The organism is Streptomyces sp. NPDC090741, from assembly GCF_044769045.1.
GTDB lineage: Bacteria > Actinomycetota > Actinomycetes > Streptomycetales > Streptomycetaceae > Streptomyces.
On sequence record NZ_JBIVXF010000002.1, the window covers coordinates 901,855 to 921,826 of the forward strand.

Sequence of the window (19,972 nt, forward strand, 5' to 3'; positions counted from 1 at the left end):
CCGACGGACGGCGTCCAAGCCAGGCTGCGCCGCTTCCACCGACGCCGCTCGTAGCCGAATTCGTGCAGGGGCGGCCGTGGTGCATGATCGGGGGATGTCTGATCGCATCATTGCCGCCTGCGACGGCGCGGCGAAGGGTAATCCCGGACCTGCTGCCTGGGCGTGGGTCATCGCCGACACACAGGGCCGCCCGGAGCGCTGGGAGGCCGGACCCCTGGGCCGGGCCACCAACAACGTGGGCGAGCTCACGGCTCTTCAGCGGCTGCTGGAGTCCCTGGCCCCCGGAACGGCCGTCGAGGTCCGGATGGACTCCCAGTACGCCATGAAGGCCGTGACCCAGTGGCTCCCGGCCTGGAAGCGCAACGGGTGGAAGACCGCGGCAGGCAAACCCGTCGCCAACCGGGAGCTCGTCGAGCAGATCGACGCGCTGCTGGCCGAGCGGGACGTCGAATTCCGCTACGTTCCGGCCCACCGCGAGGACGGCGACCTCCTGAACGCGATCGCCGACCAGGCCGCGAGTGACGCCGCAGTCACCCAGCAGGCGGCCGGCACGGCCCTCGGCAGCGAGTCGCTTCCCGTCCCCGCTCCGGCCCGCGCTTCCGCGCCCCGCGCCGCCAAGCCCGCGGCCGGAGCCAAGAAGCCGGCGCGTAGCCGGGGCGGCTCCATCAAGGCGAAGTTCCCCGGCAGCTGCCCCTGCGGTAGGTCGTACGCGGCCGGTGACCAGATCACCAAGCTCGGTACCCGCTGGGGCCATCCGGGCTGCGACAGCCCCGTACCGAGCGACGCCCCCGCGTAGAGGGGGCCGCTACGGCGAGGCCCACCTGACCGTCGCCACCTCGGCCGGAGCCCGCACCCTGGCCGTCATCGAGCCGCCGGCTCATCTGTTCCCGGGGTCACCGCCCACCGCGACAACCACCGCACATTCTCGGCCAGTTAGACGCGTGTGGCGCATGGGACGCCCGGCCTGGGGCACACGAGGCGCAGTGGCGTCCCGGCCCCGTGATGGCGATGTGTGAAGGAGCGAGATCGTGCTGATGGCTCACCCCGCGGTGCTGGCGCGTCTGATGGAGGAGTACGAGACGGTGTCGCAGCTCCATGCCGGAGGCCGTCATGGAGCGGTGCGGCAGCGACTGGAGGACGTGGTCTACACGCTGTGCGTGTCGACCGGGACACGCGACATCGATGCCGCGCTGGCCTCGGCCCGGGAACGGATGGGCACCGCCCGGCTCACTGACGCGGACGGCACGGCGGCGGCCTGAGGACCGTACCGACCCGGCCGGCGCGCCGGTACGTGCCGTACCGGGCCCAGCCGGACCCGGTACGGCACCCCGCCGAGCCGGCGCGGGCAGGACGGTCAGGCGCCCTCGCCCAGGACTGCGGCGATCAGCTGCCGTTGTTCCTCGGTGAGGTACGGATCCCGTAACTCCACCAGCTTGCCGTCGACGTGGACGACGTAGTTGAACCCGTCCGGCACGGGTTGCCCCTCCGCGGGGCACTCGCCGCTCAGGGCTCGCTCGGCCAGCTGCTCCAGCTCGGCGCCGTCGCTGCGGTACTCCGTGTCGAGGGAAGCGGTCCGTTCCCTGCCCGCGAACCCGCCTGTACGGGTGACGGTGATCAGCATCGCGAAACCTCCTTGAGTCGAGCGCCGCCTGCTGCCGGCCGGCCGGGCCGGCCGCGTCAGGCGGCGCGCGGGATGGGCACCCCCTCGCCTGCCCCCGAAAGCCCCACATGTGCCTCTGCGCACGACATCGCCGGGAGATGTCCGAAAGTGGCCCACCGCAGGGATCCGACACCCCCTAGGGAATGCGCAGCACGAGAAGGACCACATCGTCTCCCGGGGGCGGTTCGGCCATCCGGTTGCTGATGCGGCGGAGCAGTTCGGGCAGAGGACGGTCGCCGTGGCGGGCCAGCAGGCCGGCGAGTTGCGCGATGGCGTCGTCGATGTCGTGGCCGCGCCGTTCGACGAGTCCGTCGGTGTAGAGCAACAGGGTCGAGCCCGGCGGAAGTTCTCGCCGCGTCTCGGTGCGCCGAGGCGCGCCGAGACCCGGGTGGAGGAGGACGTCGTGTTCCACGAGGGTGGTGACGGCGCCCTCCGGGGTGCGCAGGAGCGGGGGCGGGTGGCCTGCGTTGGACCAGGTCAGGGCCCAGCCGCCGGCGTTGCCCAGCGGGTCGAGGCGGGCATGGACCAGCGTGCCGCCGGCGTCGATGGGCAGGATCGAGCAGGCTGCGTCGAGGGCGGTCAGAGCGGCGGCCGGGCTGTACGGGGGGTGGTCGAGGGTGGCCTGGCGCAGCATGCTGCGGATCTGACCCATCACGGTGGCGGCGTGCATGTCGTGCCCCGTGATGTCGCCCACGGTGATCATGAGCGGGGCGACGTCGCCGGACCCGGCCCGCGGCAGGTGGTAGGCGTCGTACCAGTCTCCGCCGATCATCTCCTCGTCGGCGGCCGGCTGGTAGAGGGCGTTGATTTCGAGCGCGTCGGTCCGGGGGAGGTCGGTGAGCATGGCGGCCTGGAGCTGGCGGGCGATGGAGATCCGTTCGTCCAGGTACAGGGCCCGCTCCACCGCCTGGGCGGTGTACCCGGAGGCCGCGGTGAGCGCCGCCCGCTCGGGGGTGCTCACCTCGTGCGGGTTGGTCCAGCAGGTCACGAGGACGCCCAGCAGCCCGCGACTGCCCCACAGCGGCAGGCACAGCACCGTGGTGAAACCCATGCGGTCGAAGAAGGCGACCGCCTCGGGGCCGTAGTCGGCCACGAGTGCCTCACGGTCGGGCACGAACACGGTCCGCCCCTCCCGCATGGCCCGGGCGCTGGGGAATGCCGCGTCCCTGGGGAGGCTGAGGAGTTCGTGTTCCATGGAGTGCACGACGTCCGGGTCCGGGATGCGGCGCAGTTCGTTGTCGTCGGCGACCAGCAGGCCCACGTACGAGGGCTTGCCGACGCCGACGAACAGGTCCCGCAGCCGTCGCCGCAGGTCCTCCAGGCCGGAGGTCTGGGACAGCTCCTCGGAGGCCCTCAGCAGCAGCTCGGCGTGGTCCAGGCCGGCCTGGGCCTCGTGTTCCAGGCGCTCCGCGTCGCCCTGGGCCCGCTCGGCGACGGCCCGCGCGGTCTTCATCACGTTCTGCGCGGCATGGCGCTGCGCCGACACGATCCGCAGGCGCAGCTCGGCGGAGCAGGCCGCGGCGAGATCCTGCAGGTCGGCCAGCTCCCCTTCGCTCCAGGTCCGGGGCGTGTGGTCGAGGGCGCACAGAGAGCCGAGGACGAGCCCGTTGCCGTCGGTCACCGGTATTGCGGCGCACGCGACCGCCCCGAGGTCCCGCACGTCCGGGCCGGCGAGCAGCCTCTCGTCGGCGCGGGCGTCGGAGATGCCGAGGGGCTTGCCGGAGTCGACCACGTAACGGCAGAGGGAGTGCGACAGCGGCAGTGCCCGCCTTTCCGCCCAGGGCTCGGGCAGACCGACCGTGCCGGGCAGGATCTGCCGGTCCTCCTCGATCAGCGAAACGAGGGCCACGGGCACGCGGAGGAGCCGCGTCACCAGTCGCGCGAACCGGTCCATCCCCGGATCGGGGTCGGCCGACAGCCCGGCCAGCCGCAAGGCCCGCCGCCGAGCGCCGTCCAGGGCCTCCACGGGCTCCCGGCCCCGTTCCGCCATGTTGCACCTCCGGTCCCGGACCCGAGGCTGTCCTGGCAGCATCGTAAGACATCGGAACGTGGATGACCGGTCGTGTGCGGACGGTGCCGGCGGGCACAGCACCGATGGGGACGGATTTCCGGGGCAGACGCCGTTCGAGGCGCCAAGGCGGTTCCAACCGTTCCGCCGAAACCCCAACGTGAGAACGAGGGCATCATGATTCTCGTCGGACTGATTCTCCTGCTCATCGGATTTCTGACCGGAATTTCCATCCTTTGGACCATCGGGGTCATCTTGCTCGTGGTCGGCGCGGTGTTGTGGCTCCTGGGCTCGGTCGGGCACTCGGTCGGCGGCAGGCGCCACTACTGGTAACCGCTACTGGTAACCGCACCAATACTGGTAACCGCACCAAGCGGTGCACACGGCACGGGCGGGTCCCCCACAGGGGACCCGCCCGCCTCGATCGAGAAGCGCGGGCGGTGCCCGTGACTCGTGAGTACTGCACACCCCATCGGTGACAGGCGTGACTGTCGCCGCTTCCTCCGTGCGTGACACCGTCGGGCCTGCCGCCGACCGAGGGAGCAGGTGTGAACAAGGGGTACGCCGCCTTCTGCGACGCCGACCGCTGGTTCTACGACACGCCGTACCGGCGCGCCGGTGAGAGCTACCCGGCCGCGCTCGCCCCCGTCCCGTCGGGGTGGCGCTCGCACCGCAGCGGCGACTGGCTCGCACTGCGCCCCGCCGACGCCGAACTGCCCGCGCAGGGCTGGAAGATCCACGTCTCGGCCACGCTCGACAACGCCGAATCGCTGCTGACGACGGTGTACGAGTACTGCACCGCCCGACGCATCGCCTTCAAGTTCATACCGAGCCGGTACCTGCTGCACCTGCGCAACGCCAAGTATGCCGACCGCGCGGCGAGCGGCAAGTTCATCACCGTGTACCCGGCCGACGAGCAGCAGTGCCGCCGGATCGCGGAGGACCTCGACGCCGCGCTGGCCGGGGCGGCCGGCCCGTACATCCTCAGCGACCTGCGCTGGGGCGCCGGCCCGGTCCACCTGCGCTACGGCAGCTTCACCCTGCGGCACTGCTACGACGAGCACGGCGAGCTGGTCCCGGCGATCGAGACCCCTGACGGGCGGCTCGTACCGGACCCGCGCGGACCGGTGTTCCAGCCGCCCGAGTGGCTCGAACTGCCCGCCTTCCTGGAGCCGCACCTCGCGGCGCGCTCCGCGATCACCCTGAAGGGCATCCCCTTCACGGTGGAGCGGGCGCTGCACTTCTCCAACGGCGGTGGCGTCTACGTCGGCAAGGACAGCCGCACCGGCGAGTCCGTGGTCCTCAAGGAAGCCCGGCCGTACGCCGGCCTCGCCGCCGACGGCGCCGACGCCGTGACCCGGCTGCACCGCGAACAGGCCGCACTCGAACGGCTGTCGGGCCTGGACTGCGTGCCAGCGGTGCGTGGCACGTTCACGGTCGGCGACCACCACTTCCTGGTGCAGCAACACCTCGCCGGCAAACCGCTCAACACCTACTTCGCCCGCCGCCACCCGCTGATCGAGGCGGACCCCGACCCGGCGGAGCTCGCCTCGTACACCGAGTGGGCCCTGAAGATCCACGGCCGCGTCACCGAGGCCGTCGAAGCCGTGCACGCCCGCGGCGTGGTCTTCAACGACCTCCACCTCTTCAACATCATGGTGGCCGAGGACGAGAGCGGCGAACCCTCCGTCGCCCTGCTGGACTTCGAGGCCGCCGCGCACGTCGACGAGGGACTGCGGCAGACCGTCGCCAATCCCGCCTTCGTCGCACCCGCCGAGCGGCGCGGGTTCTCCGTGGACCGCTACGCCCTCGCCTGTCTGCGGCTCGCCCTGTTCCTCCCGCTGACCAGCCTGCTCGTCCTGGACCGGGCCAAGGCGGCCCATCTGGCCGCCGTCGCCGCCGCGCAGTTCCCCGTACCGCGGCAGTTCCTCGACGAGGCCGTCGAAGAGATCCTGTCCGGCGCCCCGCAGGGCGCACCGGGCGGCCGCCTGGCCGCACCGCCCGGCCCCTACCTGCCCGTCGAGCCGGGGGACTGGCCGGCCGCCCGTGCCTCGATGGCCGCGGCGCTGCGCGCGAGCGCCACCCCGGACCGCGAGGACCGCTTCGTGCCGGGCGACATCGCCCAGTTCGCGACCGCCGGCGCAGGTTCAGGCTTCGGCTACGGGATCGCCGGGGTGCTCCACGCCCTCGCCGAGACCGGCGCCGGACCCTGGCCCGAAGCCGAGGAATGGCTGCTGGCGCGGACCGAGGACGCGGCCTCCGGCACTGCGCTCGGCTTCTACGACGGCCTCGCCGGCACGGCCTGGACCCTGCACCGGCTCGGACACCCGGACCGCGCCCTCGCCCTCACCGAGCGGCTGCTGCACCAGCCCTGGCAGAGCGCGGGCCCCGACCTGCACGGCGGACTCGCCGGAATCGGCCTGGCCCTGGACGCGCTCGGCACCGCGAGCGGCGAGAGCGGGCTGCACACCGCGGCCCTGCGCTGCGCCGAACTGCTCGCCCGGCCCGAGCAGCGGCCCGCCCGCGCCGGACTGATGTACGGAAACACCGGTCCCGCCCTGCTCTTCCTGCGGCTGTACGAACGCACCGGAGACAAAGAACTGCTGCTCCAGGCCGCCCGGGCGCTCCACCGCGACCTCGACCGCTGCGTCACCAGCGCGTACGGCACCCTCCAGGTGAACGAGGGCTGGCGCACGATGCCGTACCTCGGCGAGGGCAGCGTCGGTATCGGCATGGTCCTCGACGACTGGCTGGAGCACGCTCCCGACGAGCGCTTCGAACAGGCCCGGTGCGAGATCGTACGGGCGGCGCAGGCGACCTTCTACGCCCAGCCCGGGCTGCTGCGCGGAGCCGCCGGGATGATCCTCCACCTGGCCCGTACCACCACGCCGGGCCCGGGCACCGGCCCCGCGGACATCGCCCGCCAGATCGACGCGCTGGCCCGGCACGCCGTGCCGTACCAGGGGCATCTGGCCTTCCCCGGCGAGCAGATGATGCGCCTGTCCATGGACCTCGCCACGGGCACCGCCGGCGCTCTCCTCGCCCTCGGCAGCGCCGCGCCCGGCGGGCGCGCGCACCTGCCGTTCCTCCCGCCGCTGCGATCCACCGCGGCGGCCCCAGAGCCGGTCCCGCACGGGACCGTGACCCATCGCACCACTCGACAGATGAGGAATCTGACATGACGCTTCTCGACCTGCAGTCGATGGAGACCCCCAAGGAAGAGGTCACCGAGGGTGCGCTGCACGGCGGCGGCGGTGGCGGCAGCCGGGCCAGCCTGCTGCTCTGCGGCGACAGCAGCCTGAGCATCACGACCTGTAACTGACCAGGTCACCCCGGGCCCGGGCGGTTCGCCGCCCGGGCCCGCACCACACCACCGGAGGCATCCACCGATGAGCCCCCCCGACGCGGCGGGCGGCACGGAGGCCGCAGCGGCGCAGGCCGCGGCCGTGGCACGCACCGCCGACCGGGCCCTCGTGGCAGCGGCCCGGCACAGCGCCGGGCGCAGCGCCGCCGTCCTCGGATGCACCGTCAGCGCCGCCGCGGCGGCGCTCGCCGAACCCGCGGTCCTCGGCCACACCCTCGACCTGCTGCTCCGCCGCGCCCCGTCGGGCCCCGCCTGGACACTGCTGTGCGCCGCGGTCATCGCGGCCGAAGTGGCGCTGGACGCGGCCGCCGCCCGGCTGACCGGCGAGATCGACGGCCGCTCCACCGCCCGCCTGCGCAGGCTCGGGCTCGCCCGGCTGCTGCGGACGGCCCCGCACCACGCCGCCCGCCACGCACCCGGCGAAACCGCCGCGCGGCTGACCGCGCACGCCACCGAGGCCGGGAAGGTTCCGGCCGCCGTCGCGCACGCCGTCGCCGCACTGCTGCCGCCGCTCGGCGCGGTGACCGCCCTCTTCCTCATCGACCTGTGGACGGCACTCGCCTTCCTCGTCGGCGTTCCGTTCCTGGTGCTCCTGCTGAGGGCCTTCGCCCGCGACACCCACACCAGCATCGCCCGCTACCAGCAGGTCCAGCTCGCGACCGCCGGCCGCCTGACCGAGGCGCTGGCCGGGGCGCGCACGATCGCCGCGGCCGGCACCGCGGAGCGCGAACGCGCACGGATCCTCGCCCGGTTGCCCGAGCTGGGCACCGAGGGCAGGCGGATGTGGCAGGTCTACGGCGGCACCACGGCCCGGTCCGCGGCCCTCATGCCGATGCTCACGTACGCGGTCCTGGCCGTCGGCGGCATCCGCCTGTCGGCCGGGGCCATCGGCGTCGGAGAGCTCCTCGCCGCCGTACGGTACGCGGGCCTCGCGGCCGGCATCGGCGCCGTGACCGGGGGACTGGCCGCCATGGTCCGAGGCCGGTCCGCGGCCCGGCGGACCGCCGCCCTCCTGGCCCTGCCCGTACTCGGCCACGGCCGGGCGGAACTGCCGGAAGGCGGTCCGGGGGCCCTCGAACTGCGCGACGTCCGGGTCGTGCGCGGCGGAGCGACGGTCCTGCACGACATCAGCCTGGTGATCCCCGGAGGCACCACGGTGGCCGTGGTGGGCCGCTCGGGCGCCGGCAAAACCCTGTTCGCCGCCGTGGCCGGCCGGCTCACCGACCCCGACACGGGCCGGGTGCTGCTGGACGGGGTGCCCCTGCGGGAGGTGACCGCCGAAGCACTGCGCCGCGAGGTCGGTTACGCCTTCGACCGGCCCGCGCTGCTCGGGGACACGGTCGGCGGTGCGATCGCCTTCGGCGCCGGCCCGGACCCCGGCCCCGAAGCGGTGCGCGCCGCGGCCCGTGCCGCGGGAGCCGACCTGTTCGTACGGCGCCTGCCCCACGGGTACGGCACGCGCCTCGCCGACGCCCCGATGTCCGGCGGGGAGGTCCAACGCCTCGGGCTGGCCCGGGCGTTCTGCCACGCGGGCCGGCTCCTCGTACTGGACGACGCCACCTCCAGCCTCGATACCGTCACGGCCCGAGAGGTGGAGCGGGCCCTCGCCCGCGAGATCCGGCCCGGCACCCGGATCGTGGTCGCGCACCGCCTCTCGTCCGCCGTCCACGCCGACCTCGTCGTATGGCTGGAGGACGGGCGGGTACGGGCGACCGGAACCCACGGTGAGCTGTGGCAACGCGACCCCGCCTACCGGGCGGTGTTCGCCGCCGACACGGAAAGGGACATGCAGAACGACACGGAGCGGGAGGCGGCGCGGTGACCGGGGGAGGGGCCCGGGGCCGGGTGGGCCCCGAGGGCCGGAGGTTCCTGCGCGGCCACAAAAGGGCCGTCGGCCGGCTGGCCGGATGGTCGCTCCTGGAATCCGCGCACACCTTCCTCGGCGGCTACGGCGTGGCCCGCGCCCTCGACGACGGCTTCCTCGCCGGGCGTACCGCCACCGGTCTCGGATGGCTGGCCGCGGCCGGAGCCGGGGCACTGCTCGGCGGGTTCGCGCTGCGCGGCGTGTTCGCCGGGCTCGCGGACCTCGTGGAGCCGCTGCGGGACGGCCTGGTCCGGCGGGCGGTGCGGCAGGCGCTGGACCGGGCGGTCGCCGACCCGGCGGGCGCCGGCGACACGGGCGCCGTGTCCCGGCTGACCCAGCAGACGGAAATGGCCCGGGACTCCTTCGCCGGGCTGGTCCTGACGGCACGTTCGTTCGTGTTCACCGCCGTGGGAGCCATCGCCGGCATGGCCGCCCTGGCGCCCGAGCTGCTGCTGGTCGTGCTGCCGCCCCTGCTGCTGGGCGTGGCCGCCTTCCTGGCCACGCTCCGCCCCCTGGCCTGCGTACAGCGCAGGTCCCTGGACACCGACGAGGCGCTGGCCGACCGGGTGGGGGCGCTGACCGAGGGCCTGCGCGACATCGTCGCCTGCGGGGGACAGACCGCCGCGGAAGCCCGGGTGGAGCCCCTGATCGCCACGCAGGAGCGGCTGGCGCGCACCCTCGCGGGCTGGGCGGCCCTGCGCATCCTGGCCCTGGGCACGGCGGGCCGGCTGCCGGTCGTCGCGCTCCTCGCGGCGACGCCCTGGCTGCTGGGCCGCGGGATCACCGCCGGTACGCTGGCCGGCGGCCTCACGTACCTGGTGCAGGCCCTGCTGCCCGCTCTCAACTCCCTGATGACCGCGCTGGGTTCCGCCGGGACCCGGCTGCTCGTGGTCCTCGAACGGTTCAGCGGTCCGGCGCCGCCGGACCGGGACGGCCACGGCCCCGCGACGCCGAAGCCGACGCCGAAGCCGACGCCGACGCCGAAGCCGACGCCGCAGCCGCCCGGGCCGGTCGGCCTGCCGACCGACGCCGCGGCCGAGCTCCGGGGCGTCACCTTCGCGTACGGCCCCGGCGCGGCTCCCGTACTCGACGACCTCGACCTGGTGGTGCGCCGGGGGGAGCACCTCGCGGTGGTCGGACCGAGCGGAATCGGCAAGTCCACGCTCACCGCGCTGCTCGCCGGAATGCTGTCGCCCGGCGCGGGATCGGTCCTCGTGGCCGGGGCGGCCGCCCGCCGGGATCCGGGGGCCACCGGACCGGACCCGCGGCGGACCCTGCTGCCGCAGCAGGCCTACGTGTTCACCGGCACCGTACGGGAGAACCTGACCCACCTCGCCGCGGCCCCGGGCGCCGCCGGGCCCGGGGACGTCCGAGTGCAGCGCGCCGTCCGCGCCCTCGGGCTGGAGGACCTGGTGGCGCGGCTCGGCGGCCTGGGCGCCGAGGTGTCCCCCCGGCAGCTGTCCCGGGGCGAGAGCCAGCAGCTCGCGCTCGCCGCCGCCTACCTCTCGCCCGCTCCGCTGCTGCTGCTCGACGAGGCCACCTGCCACCTGGACCCGGCCGCCGAGGAGCGTGCCGAACGAGCCCTCGCGGACCGTCCCGGCACCCTCGTCGTCGTGGCCCACCGCGTCTCGTCCGCCGCCCGCGCCGACCGGGTCCTCGTCCTCGACGGGACCCGAGCCGTCTGCGGCACACATGAAGAACTCCCCGCCAGGTCACCCCTGTACCGCGATCTGGTGGGGAGGTGGAACCCGGCCGCGGAGGAGTGACACGACACGGCCCTCGTGCCCGTCCGCGGCACCTGCGGCGCCCGCGGATCAGACCCAGCCGGCCCGCCGGGATATCCGGATGGCGTCGATGAGATTGCGCGCGCCGGTCTTGCGGGTCGCCGCGGCCATGTAGTTGCGTACCGTCCCACTCGCCAGGTGCAGCGTGCAGGCGATCTCGGCGATCGAATCGCCCTCAGCGGCCCGGGTCAGCACGCTGAGCTCCCGAGGGCTCAGCGGAACGGGGTCGGCCTCCATGAACGCGGAAGCCAGCGAGGCGTCGATGAACCGTTCCCCCGCGGCGACCTTCCGTACCGCCCGTACGAGCCGCCCCGGCGAGCCGTCCTTGTCGACGTAGCCGCGCGCCTCGGCCCGGAAGGCCCGGTGCAGCAGCCCGGGCGCGCCGGTCGAAGCGAGCACCAGGACCGGGGACGCGGGCGCGAAGACCTGGCGGTCCTCCGCGCACCCGTCATCGGCGAAGACGGCCGTCGTCCCCGGACAGTCGAGGTCGACGACCGTCACGTCTGGTCGTAACGACTCGGCCTGGCGTGCCGCAGCCCGCCAGCCTGCCGAGGTGACCTCGAAGCGCCCCTCGGATCTCAGCAGGGCGGCCAGTGCCGACCTGACCAGGCTGACGCTGTGCAGGACGAGGACCTTCGTCATCGTGTGCGCTCCTCGGTAGACGTACCAACGGCACCACGGGTGCCCCCATACAGGGCCGATGGAACGTCACTGCGGGGGGCGTTCAGGGGCGTACGGGCAAGTTGGCCGAGATACCCACGCATTCCGCTTCCCTTCGGCGGGTAACGCCCTTGAGCGGCCGGTTCCGCCCCGCCTGCCCGGCGCAAACGGCGGCCCGTCTCAGATCTCGCCCCGCCAGGCGCCCGTCTCGACTCCGCGCGATTCGATGAACAGCTTGAACCGCTTCAGATCGCCGGCCACCTGGCGCTTGACGAAGCCGAGTTTGTCGGCGGCCGTCTCGGCCAGGCCGTCGGGCACCCAGTTCATGCGCAGGACGACCTTGGTGGTGGTCGCGTCGATCGGCTGGAAGGTGACCAGACCGGCCTGGCGCGCCTCCCCGTCCACCGTCATCCACGCGACGCGCCGGTCCGGGAGCTGCTCGGTGATCTGCGCATCGAACTCGCGCTGCACACCGTTCACGTTCGTCACCCAGTGGGTCAGCGTGTCCGTGCGCTGGTAGATGCGCTCGACCCCTTCCATGAAGACGGGGAAGTCCTCGAACTGCGTCCACTGGTTGTAGGCAGTGCGTACGGGGACGTTGACCTCGACATACTCCTCGACGTGTGACACGTGCACCCCTTCCCTATCGTCGGCGGCCCGGCACCGCGGGGTGCGGTCGCGCCGCCTCCAGACCTTTCACGGCCCGGCTACCCGGCCCGGGTCGCGCCATGCGCCGTCGGGGATGCGGGCGCCGACCTGACACCCTCGCCGGACCTGACAGGTATGAAGACGCACCCGCGGCCCTGCGCGGCACCGCTGCCTACTGTGCCCCAGTCGCACGGGATCGACGTGCGGCTTCGGGGGGTCGAGAAAGCCTCCCCGGTCAATCCACGGATGGCTGCAGGGAGTAGAAGTGAACCGCAGGAAGATGTCGATGATCGCCGCACTCGTGGTCACGGGCGCGACGGCGCTGACCGGCTGCAGCAAGGACAGCGGTGCCTCCAACGTCGGAAGCGACGGCAAGGCGATCTACAAGATCGGTTTCCAGGGCCCGCTCACGGGTGAGAGTTCCGCGATCGGCATCAACATGGAGAACGGCGTCAAGCTCGCCCTCAAGCAGGCCAACGCCCGCGGCGACCTGCCCTTCCACGTCGACTACGCCCCCTCCGACGACGCCGGATCCCCGGACCAGTCCCCGGCCGCAGCGCAGAAGCTCATCGACGACGAGAGCGTCGTCGGCCTCGTCGGACCCGCCTTCTCGGGCGCGGCCAAGGCCTCGGGCCGGCTGTACTCGGAGGCGAACCTGGTCACCGTCTCCCACGCCAGCAACCCGAACCTGCCCGAGCTGGGCTTCCGTTCCTTCGTGCGCTCCGTCCCGAACGACAACGCCCAGGGAGGCGCGATGGTCACGTACTTCACCAAGAAGCTGCAGACCAAGAAGGTCTACCTCGTCGACGACAAGAGCGAGTACGGCGTCGGCCTGTCCAAGGTCGCCGAGAAGCAGCTCAAGGAAGCCGGTGTCGAGGTCGTCAAGGCCAGCGTCCCGGCGAAGACCCCCGACTACACCGCCGCCGCGACCGCCGTGAAGCACTCCGGCGCCGACGCCCTGATCTACAACGGGCTCTACGCGGACGCGGCACCGTTCGCCAAGAAGCTCAAGGACGTCGGCTTCGACAAGCCGAAGATCGCCAGCGACGGCACGTACGACAAGAAGTTCACCGAGCTGGCCGGTGACGCGGCCGAGGGCTGGATGCTGACCTGCCAGTGCCTGGACGCCAACGTCGACCCGGGCACCAAGCAGTTCGCCGAGGACTACAAGGCGGCGTACAAGACCGCTCCCGGCCTGTACGCGGCCGAGTCATTCGACGCCACCAACCTCATCATCGAGCAGATCAAGTCGCTCGGCGGCGGCGACGGCGGCGACGTGCGGCGCGAGACCGTCCTGGAGAAGGTGAAGAAGGCCAACTACAAGGGCCTCACCCGGCAGTTCTCGTTCAAGGAGAACGGCGAGTTCGCCGGGAACGGCATCTACCTCAGCGAGGTCAAGGGCGGCGCGATCACCCTCAAGGGGAACGTCGACACCCTGGTGAACGCGGGCTGAGGACCGATGACTCTGCTGGAATTCCGCGACTACCTGGTCCCGGGCCTCGCGCTCGGCGCGCTGTACGCGGTGATCGCCATCGGCTACACCTTGGTCTACGGCGTACTCAAGCTGATCAACTTCGCCCACAGCGAGGTGTTCATGCTGGGCGGCTTCGGAGCGCTGATCGTGCTCACCGAGGTCGCCCCCGGCCACCCCTCCGGGCTGGTTTCGGCCCTGCTCGTCCTCCTCGGCCTGGTCGTCTCCGGTCTGGTCGGGGCGGGCACGGCCTTCGGTCTGGAGAAGGTCGCCTACCGGCCGCTGCGCAAGCGCAACGCCCCCGCCCTGATCTTCCTGATCAGCGCCATCGGAGCCTCGTTCTTCCTCTACAACCTCGCGGGCAAGCTCTTCGGGCGCGACCCCAAGTCCATGCCCGCGCTCTTCGACAACGGCGTGCTCTTCCACGTCCTCGGAGCACCGGTCGACGTCATCAAGCTGCTGCTGATCGTCGCCGCGCCGGCGATGATCGTCGGCCTCGACCTGCTGGTGCGCCGTACCAAGCTGGGGTCCGCCATCCGGGCCGTCGCACAGGACCCCGAGGCAGCCGGCCTGATGGGCGTCGACATCGACAGGGTCGTCTCGCGTACGTTCGTGATCGGCGGTGTCCTCGGTGGAATCGCCGGTTTCCTCTTCGGGCTCAACAGCCAGGTGTCGTTCACCATGGGCTTCGCCCCCGGGATCACGGCCTTCGCCGCGGCCGTCCTCGGCGGCATCGGCAACATCCGCGGAGCCATGCTCGGCGGGATGCTCCTCGGCCTGGTCGAGACCTACAACGTTCCGCTGTTCGGGGAGGAATGGCGCTACGTCGCGGCCTTCGTGGTCCTGGTCGTGGTGTTGATGTTCCGCCCGACCGGCATCCTCGGCGCGAAGCTCGGGAGGACGGCATGAGCACCACGCTGCACGGCACGAACGCGGTGGCCCCCGGGCGGGGTCCGGCCGCGGCCGCCGCGGGCCGCCCCTCCGCCGAGGCCCTGGCCGCCCTGCGCCGGGTGCGCTGGTACCGGCTTCCGCGCTGGCGCAGGCTCGGCACCCTCACCGCGGTCGGCGTCCTGCTGGCCGTGATGACCGGGGAGCAGGGGTCCGGGGCGGACCTGCTGTTCTCCCTGCGTACGACCTTCACCGGGACGGCCCTGTGGGCCTGGACCGCCGCGGCCGTCGCCCTCTGGGCGGTCGCCGAGTTCGGCGCCGCCCCGCGCCGGGTCGTCGCCTCCGGCGCCAAGGCCGCCGCCGCGCCCCTGACCAGGATCCGTCCCGCGCTCGAACGCCGCCCCTGGCTGCGCGTGACGCTGGTCGTGGCCGGTCTCGCCGCGGCCGTGCTCCTGCCGCTGCTGTTCGACCGGTCCACCAACCAGGTGCTGGTCGACTGGGTGGGCATCTACATCCTGCTCGCCCTCGGCCTCAACGTAGTCATCGGCTGGGCCGGCCTGCTCGACCTCGGTTTCGTGGCGTTCTTCGCGATCGGCGGCTACAGCACCGCCTTCTGGAGCGGACACCTGCCCATCAAGCCACCGTTCGAGCTGAACCCGTTCCTGTCCATCCCGGTCGCGATGGTCACCTGCCTCCTCGCGGGCATCCTGCTCGGCGCCCCCACCCTGCGCCTGCGCGGCGACTACCTCGCCATCGTCACCCTCGGCTTCCACGAGATCATCTACCTGATCGCGAAGAACGCCGAATCGGTGACGGGCGGCTCCCTCGGGGTCTTCGGCATCCCGCACTTCTCCGTGGACCTCGGCCCCCTGCAGTACCGCTGGGGCCTGGACCCGCTGGACTACCTGTGGCTGCTGATCGGCCTGATCACGGGTCTGGTGCTGCTCTTCCGCAAGCTGGAGCGCTCCAAGATCGGACGTACCTGGGAGGCCATCCGGGAGGACGAGGTCGCCGCGGCCGCGCACGGCGTGGACACGGTGAAGTACAAGCTGATGGCCTTCGCCATCGGCGCCTCCACCTCCGGGATCGCCGGCGCCGTGTACGCCAGCAAGGTCGGGTTCATCAACCCCGAGAACTTCCCGCTGCTGTACTCGGTGCTGGTCCTCGCCTACGTGATCTTCGGGGGGATGGGCTCCGTCCCGGGCGTCCTGCTGGGGGCCGCGCTGCTGGCCTATCTGCCCCACGGCCTGAAGGACGTGGTGGACCAGAAGGACCGGTTCATGTACCTGGGCGCCCTGCTGGTGGTCATGATGATCTACCGCCCGCAGGGACTGCTGCCCGCCAGGCGCCGCAGGCGCACCGTACCCACGGGGGGACAGTCATGACGACCACGTTGCCGGAACGGACGGCGGCGGCGCGCACCTCCTGCGGCCCCGTCCTGGAGGCATCGGGGGTGACCCTGCGCTTCGGCGGCCTGGTCTCCCTGTCCGGGGTGGACCTCGCGGTGTGCCGGGGCGAGATCCATGCGGTGATCGGCCCCAACGGCGCCGGGAAGACCTCTTTGTTCAACTCGCTGACCGGTGCCTACACACCGCAGGAGGGGCGCGTTCTCCTGCGCGCCGACGACGGTACGGAACACAGCCTGCTCGGTCGCAAGCCGCACCGGATCAACCGGCTCGGCGTGGCCCGCACCTTCCAGAACATCCGCCTCTTCGCCGCGCTCACCACCCTGGAGAACGTCAAGGTCGCCGCGGAGAGCAGCAGCCGCTCCGGGCCGCTCGGCATCATGCTGGGCCTGCCCCGGGCCAAGGCGGAGGAGCGCGCCGCCGAGGAGACGGCGCAGCGGCTGCTCGCACTGCTCGGCCTCGAGGGCCGGGCCGACGAGACGGCCGGCTCGCTCTCCTACGGGGACCAGCGCCGCCTGGAGATCGCCAGGGCCCTCGCCACCGGACCGCGGCTGCTCCTCCTGGACGAGCCGGCGGCGGGCACCAACCCCACCGAGAAGCGGGACCTGGCCGCGCTGATCCGCCGGATCAACGGTGAACTCGGCATCAGCGTGCTGCTGATCGAGCACGACATGCCGCTGGTGACCTCGGTGGCCGACCGGGTGACCGTGCTCAACTTCGGCAAGGTGATCGCCTCCGGCTCGCCCTCCGCGGTGCAGCGCGACCCGGCGGTCGTGGAGGCCTACCTCGGCGCCTCCGACACGAACTCATCACAGGGGGAGACCCGATGACCGTCGCGACACAGCGGGAGCGGCAGACCGCGACCGCCGCCCCGACCACCGCGATCCTGGAGCTCGCCGGCCTTCACGTGTCCCACGGCGCCATCAATGCGCTCAAAGGCATCGACATGGTCGTCCGTGAGGGCGAGGTGGTCGCCCTGCTCGGCGCCAACGGCGCCGGCAAGACGACCACCCTGCGCACCGTCTCCGGCCTGCACGCGCCCGCTTCGGGAGCGGTGCGGTTCTGCGGGGAGCGCATCGACGGGCTCCCCTCCCACGCGATCGTGGGCCTCGGCATCGGTCACTCGCCGGAGGGCCGCAGGGTCTTCGCCGACATGACGGTCCTGGAGAACCTCCACATGGGTGCCTACCGCTTCAAGCGGCTGCGGCAGGAGGACCTGGAGCGGGTGTTCGCCCTCTTCCCCCGTCTGGCCGAGCGGCGCACCCAGCAGGCGGGCACCCTCTCGGGGGGAGAGCAGCAGATGCTGGCCATGGGACGCGCCCTGATGGGCCGTCCCGAACTACTGCTCCTCGACGAGCCGTCGATGGGCCTGGCGCCGCTGGTCGTGGCGCAGATCTTCGAGATCATCAAGGAGATCAACGCACAGGGAACGACGGTCCTGCTGGTCGAGCAGAACGCCGCCCAGGCCCTGAAGGTCGCCGACCGCGGCTACGTCCTGGAGACGGGCCGGATCACGATGCAGGCCCCGGCCTCCGAACTCCTCGACGACCCCCGAGTCCGCGCCGCCTACCTCGGCGAAGCCGCCCGCTGACACAGCCGCCCGGTGCTCACTCGGGCGGCTCACACTGCTGGGGGAGCGTCACGGTCCCGGGCCGGTGCTCGAAGGTGTCCATGACCAGCCACTCGTCCAGCTCGGGGTCGTAGAGGTTCTGGATACCGAACTGCAGCACCTGCCAGAAGGTTCCCCGGTTGTCCTCGTCGACGTAGATGTCACCCAGTGCGAGCGGCAGACGCGGATAATTCCCGGGAGGCAGCTGCGGCAGGACCACGCCCACCCTCCAGTGGTTCACGTGCCGCTGCGGGTGGGTGCTCCGCAGGGTCTCCCGCCCGACGAACCGGGCCTCCTCGAACCCCTGGTTCAGCGCCTCCAGATTGAAGTCCGGGATGCGTGAGCAGGGATGCTCGGTCAGACCGGGCCATTTGTACGTCAGCGTGTAGAGCGTGTCGTGGTAGATCAGGTTGGTGAACCAGATCGGGTACTGCGGTCCCCCCGCGGTCATCTGGCTGTCGCCGTCCCTCCCCTCCCAGGTGAACGGCACCGTGATGTCCAGGTCCTGGACGATCCACTTGCCCTTGCCGCGGAAGTCACGGGGGAGGCGGGGCGGAGGCGGCGTCGCGGAGGTGTCCTGCCGTGCGGCCACCGTCACGAACGGCGGCGCGGTCCCGGTCCGGGGCTCGCTGCCGCCTGGGGGCGGAGCTGCCAGGACGAGGGCGACCGCTCCGGCAAGAGCGGCCGACGTGGCCGTCTTGCGTGTGCCTTTCCAACCCATGGTCTCCCTCGGCTGTCGCGTCTGGCGCCGTCATGGCGCGGGGTACAGTCACGGCGATGCTGGGACACCGTCCCCGGAATTGAAGATTCCGAAACCGGCGGCTCCGGGTTCCCGCCCCGATCATTGTCATGGAACCGGCCGAACGCACCGGCCTGGACAGCGACTCGCTCCGGTTCCCCGGTCCACGACGTACCGCGCGTCCCCGGCCTGCCGTCGCCACTGACCGTCGAGCAGGCCGACGAGGCACTGTCCGGTCTGCTCGACCGGTTCCGCCGTGGGCTGCCCCCGCCTCGCCCGGAACGCCCCCGGCGGCATCGCCACCTACAGCCGGCTCCTGGCAGGCCAAGCCGCGCGCCTCGGCCACGATGTGACGGTCTTCGTCATCACGGGCGGCCCCGCGCAGGCACGGACGCCGCCCTTCACCGGCGGAATCCGCGTCGTGGAAGTCCCCTACCCGGGCCCGTCGCCCTGGGCATGCGCCGAGGCCTTCCGCGACGCGGTACGACGGCACCACGGTCGGGGCCACCAGCTGGACCGCATCGAGGCAGCCGACTTCCTGGGCCGCGCCGGCCTGCTCGACCGTACCGTCCCGCTCACCACCCGCCTCCACGTGCCCTCGTCCTGCGACGGCGCCACGAGGACGACCCGCCCGGCGCCTACGCAGACCAGGCAGCCCGGCTCGAACACCTCCAGGCGACCGGCTCCCGCCTGGTGACCAGTCCCACCAGCTGGCTCGCCGACCAGGCCCGCATGCTGTGGAACCTGCAGGTCACACCCGAGGTCATCCCCAACCCCTACGAACCACCCCCAGCCCGGACAGCCCCGCCCCGGCAACGCGACGAAGGCCCGGACCGCGGTCTGCGGATCCTCTTTCTCGGCATGCTGCAACGCCGCAAAGGCGTCTTCACCCTCGCCGAGGCTCTGAGGTCCTGGTTCGACGCCAGAGGCGAAGGGACCGTCACCTGGGTCGGGCAGGACAACCACTGGAAAGCGGACGGCGCCGCACGCATCGCTGCCATCCTCGGCCGCCACGCCCAACGCTGCACCTTCCTTCCGGAACAGTGCGGCATCAGCCTGAACGCCGCCATCCGGCAAGCCGACCTCGTCGTCCTGCCCTCCTTCTGCGACAACGCCCCCTACTCCTGCGTCGAGGCCATGGCCCACGCCAGGCCCGTCGTCACCACCACCGGCAGCGGCACCCGCGAATTCATCATCGACCGCTGGAACGGCATCCTCGTCCCTCCCGGCAACGCCCCGGCCCTGACAGCAGCGCTGACCGAAGCCGCCGCCGACCGCACCGCCGTGCGGACACTCGGCGAGAACGCACGGCGAAGCCTGGAGCTGAGGCTCTCACCCGAGCAGACCACCGGCCGGCTCTGCAACGCCTACAGCCGGCTCGCAGGATCACCAGCCGACTGAGCCCGCCGCCCACAGCCCACCGCCACCTCGTACGACCATTCCGCTCCAGCGCGCCAGGAGGCAGCCGTGCTGGTAGGAATCTGCGATTTCCCCAGCAACTTCGCCTTCCCGCCCGACGCCTACGGCGGCACCGAACGCCGGCTGTGGGCAGCCGCGGTCGATGCCCGCGCCGCAGGCGCGACCTGGCGACCTTCCAGCACTGGGCCGTCACCCCCCCCCCACGAGCCCGGCGACTTCGACGGCCACCGCTCCCCGCCTCGACTGCTACTCGCCCGAGATGGCCGGCCGCTACCAGGACCGCCACCCCATCCTGGAACTCGCCGTCCACCAAGGCTTGAACGAGGACGAACCCCGCGCCACCAGTGGCCGCGACCTGGTGCGGCTCGGCCGCATCGACCAGACGAAAGCACCCCACCACGCGGTACGGGCGGCCCGAATCCTCGGCCGCCGCATCCGCATCACCGGCCCGG

Annotated in this window: 19 protein-coding genes; 14 read left to right on the forward strand and 5 right to left on the reverse strand. The window is 72.3% G+C overall.

Features of this window, described 5'->3' with window-relative positions; genetic code table 11:
* The first annotated feature begins 94 nt into the window (after positions 1-94).
* On the forward strand, positions 95-796 hold the full coding sequence (locus tag ACIQU4_RS09325; RefSeq protein WP_403727598.1) for a ribonuclease H: 702 nt from the start codon (positions 95-97) through the stop codon (positions 794-796).
* Positions 797-1,028: 232 nt separating this feature from the next.
* Positions 1,029-1,259: a DUF5133 domain-containing protein gene (locus tag ACIQU4_RS09330; RefSeq protein ID WP_403727600.1), complete on the forward strand. Its 231-nt coding sequence runs from the start codon at positions 1,029-1,031 to the stop codon at positions 1,257-1,259.
* 95 nt (positions 1,260-1,354) lie between these two features.
* On the opposite strand, the gene ACIQU4_RS09335 is transcribed toward ACIQU4_RS09330, so the two are convergent.
* Positions 1,355-1,621 carry a protealysin inhibitor emfourin gene (locus tag ACIQU4_RS09335; RefSeq protein ID WP_403727602.1) on the reverse strand — a complete coding sequence of 89 codons (267 nt, stop codon included), beginning with the start codon at positions 1,619-1,621 and terminating at the stop codon, positions 1,355-1,357.
* Between the two features lie 175 nt (positions 1,622-1,796).
* Entirely contained in the window at positions 1,797-3,650 is a 1,854-nt protein-coding gene (locus ACIQU4_RS09340; protein ID WP_403727604.1) for a SpoIIE family protein phosphatase, read from the reverse strand.
* 195 nt (positions 3,651-3,845) lie between these two features.
* Here ACIQU4_RS09340 and ACIQU4_RS09345 point away from each other — a divergent pair, with 195 nt between their 5' ends.
* The 5 genes from ACIQU4_RS09345 (at position 3,846) to ACIQU4_RS09365 (ending at position 10,662) form a co-directional block, all read left to right on the forward strand.
* On the forward strand, positions 3,846-4,001 hold the full coding sequence (locus tag ACIQU4_RS09345; protein ID WP_403727606.1) for a DUF6131 family protein: 156 nt from the start codon (positions 3,846-3,848) through the stop codon (positions 3,999-4,001).
* A gap of 215 nt (positions 4,002-4,216) precedes the next feature.
* Positions 4,217-6,850: a class III lanthionine synthetase LanKC gene (gene lanKC, locus ACIQU4_RS09350; protein ID WP_403727608.1), complete on the forward strand. Its 2,634-nt coding sequence runs from the start codon at positions 4,217-4,219 to the stop codon at positions 6,848-6,850.
* Positions 6,847-6,990: a SapB/AmfS family lanthipeptide gene (locus ACIQU4_RS09355; protein ID WP_030162116.1), complete on the forward strand. Its 144-nt coding sequence runs from the start codon at positions 6,847-6,849 to the stop codon at positions 6,988-6,990. The genes lanKC and ACIQU4_RS09355 overlap by 4 nt, the downstream gene beginning before the upstream one ends.
* Positions 6,991-7,057: 67 nt before the next feature.
* Positions 7,058-8,854, forward strand: coding sequence for an ABC transporter ATP-binding protein (locus tag ACIQU4_RS09360; RefSeq protein WP_403727610.1), 1,797 nt, complete (start codon positions 7,058-7,060; stop codon positions 8,852-8,854).
* Positions 8,851-10,662: an ATP-binding cassette domain-containing protein gene (locus ACIQU4_RS09365; protein ID WP_403727612.1), complete on the forward strand. Its 1,812-nt coding sequence runs from the start codon at positions 8,851-8,853 to the stop codon at positions 10,660-10,662. The genes ACIQU4_RS09360 and ACIQU4_RS09365 overlap by 4 nt, the downstream gene beginning before the upstream one ends.
* Before the next feature lie 48 nt (positions 10,663-10,710).
* Here the strand turns inward: ACIQU4_RS09365 and ACIQU4_RS09370 are convergent, their stop codons facing one another.
* Together ACIQU4_RS09370 and ACIQU4_RS09375 are read right to left on the reverse strand one after the other, a co-directional pair.
* Positions 10,711-11,322: a LuxR C-terminal-related transcriptional regulator gene (locus ACIQU4_RS09370; RefSeq protein WP_403727614.1), complete on the reverse strand. Its 612-nt coding sequence runs from the start codon at positions 11,320-11,322 to the stop codon at positions 10,711-10,713.
* A gap of 198 nt (positions 11,323-11,520) precedes the next feature.
* On the reverse strand, positions 11,521-11,970 hold the full coding sequence (locus ACIQU4_RS09375) for an SRPBCC family protein (protein WP_403727615.1): 450 nt from the start codon (positions 11,968-11,970) through the stop codon (positions 11,521-11,523).
* 283 nt (positions 11,971-12,253) lie between these two features.
* Between ACIQU4_RS09375 and ACIQU4_RS09380 the strand changes: the two genes are divergently transcribed.
* From ACIQU4_RS09380 to ACIQU4_RS09400, 5 genes are read left to right on the forward strand one after another with little or no spacing between them, the layout of a single operon-like run.
* Positions 12,254-13,441 carry a branched-chain amino acid ABC transporter substrate-binding protein gene (locus tag ACIQU4_RS09380; protein ID WP_403727617.1) on the forward strand — a complete coding sequence of 396 codons (1,188 nt, stop codon included), beginning with the start codon at positions 12,254-12,256 and terminating at the stop codon, positions 13,439-13,441.
* A 6-nt stretch (positions 13,442-13,447) separates the two neighbouring features.
* Positions 13,448-14,368, forward strand: coding sequence for a branched-chain amino acid ABC transporter permease (locus ACIQU4_RS09385; RefSeq protein WP_403727619.1), 921 nt, complete (start codon positions 13,448-13,450; stop codon positions 14,366-14,368).
* The gene (locus tag ACIQU4_RS09390; RefSeq protein WP_403727621.1) at positions 14,365-15,732 is read left to right on the forward strand and encodes a branched-chain amino acid ABC transporter permease; all 1,368 of its coding nucleotides are present in this window, start codon (positions 14,365-14,367) and stop codon (positions 15,730-15,732) included. Before ACIQU4_RS09385 ends, ACIQU4_RS09390 begins: the two co-directional genes overlap by 4 nt.
* On the forward strand, positions 15,729-16,583 hold the full coding sequence (locus tag ACIQU4_RS09395) for an ABC transporter ATP-binding protein (protein ID WP_403727623.1): 855 nt from the start codon (positions 15,729-15,731) through the stop codon (positions 16,581-16,583). The genes ACIQU4_RS09390 and ACIQU4_RS09395 overlap by 4 nt, the downstream gene beginning before the upstream one ends.
* The gene (locus tag ACIQU4_RS09400) at positions 16,580-17,344 is read left to right on the forward strand and encodes an ABC transporter ATP-binding protein (protein ID WP_403727625.1); all 765 of its coding nucleotides are present in this window, start codon (positions 16,580-16,582) and stop codon (positions 17,342-17,344) included. Before ACIQU4_RS09395 ends, ACIQU4_RS09400 begins: the two co-directional genes overlap by 4 nt.
* Positions 17,345-17,360: 16 nt before the next feature.
* Here the strand turns inward: ACIQU4_RS09400 and ACIQU4_RS09405 are convergent, their stop codons facing one another.
* Positions 17,361-18,083 carry a hypothetical protein gene (locus ACIQU4_RS09405; protein ID WP_403727626.1) on the reverse strand — a complete coding sequence of 241 codons (723 nt, stop codon included), beginning with the start codon at positions 18,081-18,083 and terminating at the stop codon, positions 17,361-17,363.
* A 274-nt stretch (positions 18,084-18,357) separates the two neighbouring features.
* On the opposite strand from ACIQU4_RS09405, the gene ACIQU4_RS09410 reads away from it, so the two are divergent.
* Together ACIQU4_RS09410 and ACIQU4_RS09415 are read left to right on the forward strand one after the other, a co-directional pair.
* Positions 18,358-18,798, forward strand: a complete 441-nt coding sequence (locus tag ACIQU4_RS09410; protein WP_403727628.1) for a glycosyltransferase — start codon at positions 18,358-18,360, stop codon at positions 18,796-18,798.
* A complete protein-coding gene (locus ACIQU4_RS09415; RefSeq protein WP_403727630.1) occupies positions 18,795-19,502 on the forward strand; it encodes a glycosyltransferase family 4 protein in 708 nt (235 codons plus the stop codon). The genes ACIQU4_RS09410 and ACIQU4_RS09415 overlap by 4 nt, the downstream gene beginning before the upstream one ends.
* Positions 19,503-19,972: the final 470 nt, after the last annotated feature.

Excerpts from the sequence above, each read along its gene's own strand:
- ACIQU4_RS09390 (WP_403727621.1), top strand. The coding sequence starts at position 14,365 with ATGAGCACCACGCTGCACGGCACGAACGCGGTGGCCCCCGGGCGGGGT.
- ACIQU4_RS09340 (WP_403727604.1), bottom strand. The coding sequence starts at position 3,650 with ATGGCGGAACGGGGCCGGGAGCCCGTGGAGGCCCTGGACGGCGCTCGG.
- ACIQU4_RS09325 (WP_403727598.1), top strand. The coding sequence starts at position 95 with ATGTCTGATCGCATCATTGCCGCCTGCGACGGCGCGGCGAAGGGTAAT.
- ACIQU4_RS09405 (WP_403727626.1), bottom strand. The coding sequence starts at position 18,083 with ATGGGTTGGAAAGGCACACGCAAGACGGCCACGTCGGCCGCTCTTGCC.
- ACIQU4_RS09360 (WP_403727610.1), top strand. The coding sequence starts at position 7,058 with ATGAGCCCCCCCGACGCGGCGGGCGGCACGGAGGCCGCAGCGGCGCAG.
- ACIQU4_RS09335 (WP_403727602.1), bottom strand. The coding sequence starts at position 1,621 with ATGCTGATCACCGTCACCCGTACAGGCGGGTTCGCGGGCAGGGAACGG.
- ACIQU4_RS09400 (WP_403727625.1), top strand. The coding sequence starts at position 16,580 with ATGACCGTCGCGACACAGCGGGAGCGGCAGACCGCGACCGCCGCCCCG.
- ACIQU4_RS09385 (WP_403727619.1), top strand. The coding sequence starts at position 13,448 with ATGACTCTGCTGGAATTCCGCGACTACCTGGTCCCGGGCCTCGCGCTC.
- ACIQU4_RS09345 (WP_403727606.1), top strand. The coding sequence starts at position 3,846 with ATGATTCTCGTCGGACTGATTCTCCTGCTCATCGGATTTCTGACCGGA.
- ACIQU4_RS09395 (WP_403727623.1), top strand. The coding sequence starts at position 15,729 with ATGACGACCACGTTGCCGGAACGGACGGCGGCGGCGCGCACCTCCTGC.
- ACIQU4_RS09370 (WP_403727614.1), bottom strand. The coding sequence starts at position 11,322 with ATGACGAAGGTCCTCGTCCTGCACAGCGTCAGCCTGGTCAGGTCGGCA.
- ACIQU4_RS09355 (WP_030162116.1), top strand. The coding sequence starts at position 6,847 with ATGACGCTTCTCGACCTGCAGTCGATGGAGACCCCCAAGGAAGAGGTC.